General features: G+C 57.0%; 6 protein-coding genes and 1 pseudogene. 3 read left to right on the plus strand and 4 right to left on the minus strand.

Features of this window, described 5'->3' with window-relative positions; all coding sequences use genetic code 11:
- Nucleotides 1-494 precede the first annotated feature (494 nt).
- The gene (locus ACQUQR_RS17375) at nucleotides 495-905 is read right to left on the minus strand and encodes a hypothetical protein (RefSeq protein ID WP_435197647.1); all 411 of its coding nucleotides are present in this window, start codon (nucleotides 903-905) and stop codon (nucleotides 495-497) included.
- Nucleotides 902-1,720 carry a ParA family protein gene (locus ACQUQR_RS17380; protein ID WP_435197648.1) on the minus strand — a complete coding sequence of 273 codons (819 nt, stop codon included), beginning with the start codon at nucleotides 1,718-1,720 and terminating at the stop codon, nucleotides 902-904. The genes ACQUQR_RS17375 and ACQUQR_RS17380 overlap by 4 nt, the downstream gene beginning before the upstream one ends.
- Nucleotides 1,721-2,129: 409 nt before the next feature.
- Between ACQUQR_RS17380 and tnpC the strand changes: the two genes are divergently transcribed.
- The 3 genes and pseudogenes from tnpC to ACQUQR_RS17395 all read left to right on the plus strand — a co-directional run.
- Entirely contained in the window at nucleotides 2,130-3,557 is a 1,428-nt protein-coding gene (gene tnpC / locus ACQUQR_RS17385; protein ID WP_435197637.1) for an IS66 family transposase, read from the plus strand.
- A 167-nt stretch (nucleotides 3,558-3,724) separates the two neighbouring features.
- Nucleotides 3,725-4,399 carry a helix-turn-helix domain-containing protein gene (locus ACQUQR_RS17390; protein ID WP_435197649.1) on the plus strand — a complete coding sequence of 225 codons (675 nt, stop codon included), beginning with the start codon at nucleotides 3,725-3,727 and terminating at the stop codon, nucleotides 4,397-4,399.
- Nucleotides 4,396-4,617 (plus strand): annotated as a pseudogene (locus tag ACQUQR_RS17395) (hypothetical protein); the annotation flags it as partial. The gene ACQUQR_RS17390 and the pseudogene ACQUQR_RS17395, both read left to right, overlap by 4 nt.
- Before the next feature lie 42 nt (nucleotides 4,618-4,659).
- On the opposite strand, the gene ACQUQR_RS17400 reads toward ACQUQR_RS17395, so the two are convergent.
- Both ACQUQR_RS17400 and ACQUQR_RS17405 read right to left on the minus strand, forming a co-directional pair.
- Nucleotides 4,660-5,082: a DUF2080 family transposase-associated protein gene (locus tag ACQUQR_RS17400; protein ID WP_435197650.1), complete on the minus strand. Its 423-nt coding sequence runs from the start codon at nucleotides 5,080-5,082 to the stop codon at nucleotides 4,660-4,662.
- A gap of 35 nt (nucleotides 5,083-5,117) precedes the next feature.
- Entirely contained in the window at nucleotides 5,118-5,465 is a 348-nt protein-coding gene (locus ACQUQR_RS17405) for a hypothetical protein (RefSeq protein WP_435197651.1), read from the minus strand.
- Nucleotides 5,466-6,000 lie beyond the last annotated feature (535 nt).

Here is a 6,000-nt window from a genome sequence, read left to right on the forward strand (position 1 = left end):
CTGAGTGGAACTACAGCAAACCCGCGGCCCGATCTCGGCGGCTCTATCCTGGGGGAAGCGCCGTTCTGAGCCGATTGCAGCATTCGTGCTTAGCGGACGGCGTCGGGGTACTTCAAAGTGGTCGTGATTACGGGCATAATCAGGACCACATTCTGTATTCGGACCATCGGGAGAATTCGAGGAACTGAAGTCTCTTAGCGCCGGAATTCCGCACTACAGGAAAATATATATCGTATATCGCTATACAAAATTTCGCGCCTCGCTCTGCGCACAGTTTCGGAGTTTGGGTTGTGATGCGTGCCTTATTTTCACGCCGAATGAGACCGGGTAGGCCCATGTCTGGTGATTCTCGGATTCACATCGGGTATGTACGTTAGAAAAGTTTTCTGAGCGATAAGAACTAAAATCGCCATACTGCTCCTATTTCACACCCACATGCAGAGAACAAAAGGCACGCATCAAATCCATCCTCCGAGATTGTGCTCTGCGCGAGGTCATTCGTCGCCGAGTTCCGAAAGCCGAGCCTTGATGTCCTCGGCATCCGCCTCAGAGAGCGCCTCAACACCGAACTGAACGAGTAGCGGGTAGAAGTGGCGGTTCTTCTTGAACTCGTCCTGCCCCGCCTTGCGGAGCTTCAGCTGGGACTCGAGGTAGGTGTCCTCCATCTCGTCGAGGACATCGTCGGGAATGTAGATCGTCCGCCCGTTCCACTCGTCCTTGATGTTTGTCTTCGTTTTGCTCGTTTTGTTCGTTTCACTCGTTGAAGTCGATTCGCTCGTTTCGGTCGATGAACTGGTTTCCACCGTTTCACTCACCTCACTCGTTTCGCTGGAATCAGCCTCCTCGTCCTCCTCCTCTTCGTAGTTGCCCTCAATGCCGGAAGCATCGCCCCAGCCGTCAGTCATGCTTCCACCTCCTCAGGCGCGATCTTCTCGAACGTCTCGTCGAACAGGTCAGCAATCTCGTTGAACAGGTCGCGTGCGTCCTCAACGCGCTGGTTCTCCTTGTCGAAGCCGAAGGCGGACACTCCTTTGCCAATCGACTGAGAGAGGTCAGTCCGCTTCGGAATCTCGAACACCGGGAGGGAGTACGCAGACTTGATCTCCTCGATGGTGTCGCGGTGTTCGGCGTTCTGCTCGACACGGTTGCAGACAATCGCGAGCCGATTGATGTCTCCGTACGCCTGTTCGAGGGAGCTCAGCTGCTTCGCGAAAATCTGGAGGCTGTTGGCGTTGAGTTTCTCCGGAATGACGGGGATGACGACGTTGCCGGTTGCGACGAGGGCGTTGTCGGTGAGGACGTTCAGGGATGGGGGCGTGTCGACGATGATGTAGTCGTAGTCTTTCTCGAGTTCGTCGAGAGTCATCTCCAACCGCTCGCGACTCTTCGGCGCCTCAAGCAGCGTCTGGATGTTCTTGTTGTTCGCGAGCTTCTCGCTCGCAGGGAGGATGTCGAATTCCTCGTGCTCGACGATAATGTCGTTCACCGACTCCATCTGGTCGAAGTCGAGGACGTCGAACAGCGTTGTGCGGTCGGTATCGTAGTACAGTTCGTTGTAGCCAAGCGAGCAGGTGAGTCCCCCGTGATAGTCGATGTCGACTAGGAGGACGTCGTAGCCCCGGGCAGCTAGCGCCCCACCTGTGTGAATGACGTCGGTCGTCTTCCCGGCGCCTCCCTTCTGATTCGCCACGGTGATTCGAGCGGTGTTGGTGTCGGTCATTTCTTTCGTTTACCTCGTTGTGTTCGTTCCGTTCGTTTTGTCGTTCTGTTCGTTTGGTTCGGTGAGGGTGTTTCACTCGGTGGGAGGAATACTACGATGTTAAAACCAATTGTTCGTTTCGCTCGTTGAGGCAAACACACTCGTTTTTATCAACGCATTCGTCCTATTCGTTCCGTTCGTTTCACTCGTTCTGTTCACCGAGTACAAGCCGACCAACCCATCCTCAACCAGTTCGTTCCTCAGAATGCGCTCAATCCATTCATTTTTTCGTACGTGTTTACCCCCAGATCAATTTCGGTAGTCTCTCGTAGGAGCCGCGAAACTGGCGGCGTAGATCGATGCAACAGGCGAGCAAGCGTATCTTGGAGGGATGGTCTCCGGACTGGAGACCATCCCGTCTCGCCTGTTTATGACTTCTTCGGAGCCCACCAAAAAAGAGATACTCAACCGCCTTGCTGCGCTTGAGGAAGAGAACCAACAGCTTCGAGAACAGGTCGAAGAGCTTGAAGAACTCCGTAAGGAGAACAAACGCCTCAGAGCCAAGCTTCGGTGGTACGAGGGACCCCATACACCACCGAGCAAGGACCAATCGGACCAAGAGAAGTCGTCCTCGTCCGATGGGGACGAGGACGACGAACAACCACGTACTGACGGTGGCACACCTGGCCGAAAGTCCGGACACGACCCGGAATGGCGCGACGCTCCTGACCCTGACCGAGAAATCGAGGTTACCTGTGACTGCTGTCCAGACTGTGGTGAAGCGTTCGACGAGTCGGCGGGCGTCAGCCCCCGACTCGTCGAGGAACTCCCGGACCCACAACCACCAGAAGTCACACAGTACAACCGCCACCACTACGAGTGTCACTCCTGTGGAACTGAGACTGTCGCCTCACACCCCAACTGCCCCGATGAGGGGCAGTTCGGGGTGAACGTCATCGCACAGGCGGCACTCTCGCGGTACGACCACCGCCTTCCCTACCGGAAGATTGGTGACCGCTTCGAGCAACTCCATGGACTGGAGTTGTCAGGCGCGTCCGCGTGGCACGCGACCGAGCGCGCTGCGCGCGCCGGTCGCTATGAGTACGAGCAGATCCGCCACCAGATTCAACAAGCCGACGTTGTCCACGTTGACGAGACTGGAATCAAACGCGACGGCGAACAAGCATGGATCTGGACGTTCACCACCGAGAACCACACGCTGTACGCAGTCAGGGAGAGTCGAGGGAGTGATGTTCCCGCGGAAGTCCTCGGCGAGGACTTCGCGGGAACGGTCGTCTGTGATGGCTGGACGGCGTATCCGGCATTCAGCAGCAATCTCCAGCGGTGTTGGGCGCATATTCTACGGGAGGCTGAAGACGCCGCCGAGAAGCAGGCGGAAGGCGAACCGATCTATCGTGCCCTCAAACAACTGTACGTCGCTCTCCAGACTCGGCTGGAGAGCGACTTGACAGTGCGTGAGCGAGCAGAGCTCCAACGTGTGGCGCGGAGAGAGCTTGAATCGCTGATAGAGCGGTCAGTTCCCGACGGACCAGTGGCAACACTACTCGGCAAGATCGAAGGAGGCCTCGACCACTGGCTCACCTTCATCGGTGAGCCAGCGGTCTCCCCGACGAACAACGCCGCCGAAAACGCGCTTCGTGAGCCGGTGGTTCTCCGGAAGCTCATCGGAACGCTCCGGAACAACCGTGGCATGTTCGTGCATGAGACGTTGCTGTCCCTGCTGGCGACCTGGCGCCAGCAGGGACGCAATCCCTACGAAGAGTTCAAGCGAGTCGCCCGAGACAACGAGATGATCTCACGGGCCCAGGCTGTGCCTGCTGTCGCGTCCTCGGGGTAAACACGTACATTTTTTCGTTCTGTTCGTTTTGTTCGTTGAATTCGTTATAGTCGTTCCGCGTGTTTTCAGCGGGGATTTGGACTACCTTCGAGACAAGTGGGGAGATCGTGCTTTACGGCCAGTCGAGTAAGACTTTTAACTGTTACCGGATTATTGGTAACCACCAGATGTATGAGGTGCTCGACGACACGGCGGCGCAGATCATCCTCGCCATCGAGAGTGGTGACTCCATCCGCCGTGTCGCCCAACACCTCCACACCCCCTACGAGACAGTGAGACAGGGCGTCAATCGGCTGGAAGACGCAGGCTACGTTTCCTATGACGACGGCCTCACTGTCGTCGACGAGCGCGTACGCGACGCAGCGCTCGAGCTCGTCGCTGCCAGCGCTGGCGTCAGTCCACCTACTATCGAGGAGTCCTACGTCATCCCACAGTTTGGCGACTGGTCGTTCGCGTTCACGCGAATCGACGCCGTCTACGTGTGGACCCACGGCGGCTACCAAGTTGGTCGCGAGCCCGACGACTATCCGCTGTTCCTCGCTGTTCGTGAGCAAGACGTCGACGCCTGGGAGGCGTTTTTCGAGTGGTTCGACCTCCCGACCGCATTCGAACGACAGCCCCGAGACGAGTTGGACGGACCGCTGCAGATCGTCCTCGAACCACGCGCGTCACTCGATATCGAGCACGTCGAAGGGTACCCGGTGATTCCGAGAGCAGAGACAATCGAGTATATGCGCCAGAACTACGCCCAGTTCCAGTCGGGGCTGGCGATGCTCGACCGGATGTACGAGGACCTCGACCTCGGCGTCACGTATCGAGAGACTGAACGGGCACAGCCATGAGCTTCAACAACCGAAGTGACGCGCTCATCGAACTGCTCGAGGAGCTCACCCAACAGGGTCACGAGTACATTCTCGGCGGCGGCTACGCAGTCTCAGCGTTCAACGCACGCTTCTCCACGGACCTCGATATTGTCGTCGCGCCGGACTCCAAGGCTGACTTCGTCGAGTTCCTCGAACAGCGGCACTTGCGGCGTGGTGAGGACCTCGAGACGAGCTGGCGAGAGATGATTGAGTGAGGTAGCACGTCTATCGACGGAAATCTACTCAGTCCAGACCGGTCGTGGAGTGGATACGTCTCCGAAAATGACTCGTTTTCTGCAGGTATCGCAGCCACGGTAATGTGGCTTGTCGGGCCCTATGGGGCCGAATCCGGACGATTTGGACGCCTCACGGTCTTTGCGACAGACGCTACATACGTCATACGGGCCGTTCTCGATGTTATCTCGGCAAGTGGGACAAATCTCGAAGAACGACCCACCCGAATCATCAATCCAGCACCACTCCTCGAGATATCGGCTCTTCTCGTTACAAATGCCACATACACGCGCTTGTTCCCGGGGTACTCTGACGACTTTCACAGTATCGTCCAACCACTCCTTTGGCAGATATACGTGAGCACCATTCCCAGTAGCTTTGACTTCACGCTCGATTACCTCCTCGCCCGCAATTTCAAACTTGTCCATACTCAGTAAACACCTGGTATCTACATAGTATTCAATTATTGGGTGGCCCACAGATATTCAGATTCGACACCCACTATTCTGCCACGTCGAATGTCTCTTGCAGCCATTCCCGAATCCGTTCCCGTCGAAGTTCCCACTGTACGCGCTTCGTCGACGTAGTGTTTCAGGACGGTATGGACGTCGTCGGAGCCTTGGAAGGCGGCGATCCCGGTCATCTGCTCGGCGACCTCCTCGATCACGCTCGCGTATGATGTGTACCAGAGCTTCCGGACGTTGGCCCTCCCAGCCAACGAGACGAACCGTCGATAGACCGTCGCATCGCTGATGTGCCCCGTCGACGACCGCATCGACGGGAATAGGTAGCCCGTCGTGTGGTCGTCCATTTGTCGGCGAGCTCTACCAGCCGATCACGGATCGACTCGACACCGTACAGCCGCGTTCTCGGGTTCGATCACGAGCGGGCTGACGTGGAGCGCCGCGACCTCGCAGCGCCGCAGCCTCTACGCCGCAAGCGCAATAACGAGCAGGCTGTAGAAGCCCGCGAGGGCGCGGTGGTGCTTTCCTTTGAGGCCGTCATCAATAGCTAGTCGTCAAGTGGGTTGTACCCGGATTGCGATAGGCTTGATTACTCTCAATAACAATGCGCGCATGAGAGCATATAGCATCCCAACTCTAGGTCCATGCCGCGATACGCAATATTCGACAACGGAGAGCGCATTCACATCGACACCGCATCAAGCGACGACGAACGAACCTTCTACTGTCCATCCTGTGGCCGACCATAGTCTATCGCAGGCGGGGACCGCACTCAGGTCTGCAAGCACTTCAGACATTACCCGAACGCTCTTGTGAAGTACATTGTTGGTGAGTCAGAGAACTGCTCTGACAATCTCTTTGAGTGCCTCTCGACCCGGTTTG

It is taken from the genome of Natronomonas sp. EA1, assembly GCF_051195035.1.
In the GTDB taxonomy this organism is placed as follows: Archaea; Halobacteriota; Halobacteria; order Halobacteriales; family Haloarculaceae; genus JBNTJV01.

What these genes read in the sequence shown, in the direction of transcription:
- ACQUQR_RS17380 (WP_435197648.1), bottom strand. Translation starts at nt 1,720, where the DNA reads ATGACCGACACCAACACCGCTCGAATCACCGTGGCGAATCAGAAGGGA.
- ACQUQR_RS17390 (WP_435197649.1), top strand. Translation starts at nt 3,725, where the DNA reads ATGTATGAGGTGCTCGACGACACGGCGGCGCAGATCATCCTCGCCATC.
- ACQUQR_RS17400 (WP_435197650.1), bottom strand. Translation starts at nt 5,082, where the DNA reads ATGGACAAGTTTGAAATTGCGGGCGAGGAGGTAATCGAGCGTGAAGTC.
- tnpC (WP_435197637.1), top strand. Translation starts at nt 2,130, where the DNA reads ATGACTTCTTCGGAGCCCACCAAAAAAGAGATACTCAACCGCCTTGCT.
- ACQUQR_RS17375 (WP_435197647.1), bottom strand. Translation starts at nt 905, where the DNA reads ATGACTGACGGCTGGGGCGATGCTTCCGGCATTGAGGGCAACTACGAA.
- ACQUQR_RS17405 (WP_435197651.1), bottom strand. Translation starts at nt 5,465, where the DNA reads ATGGACGACCACACGACGGGCTACCTATTCCCGTCGATGCGGTCGTCG.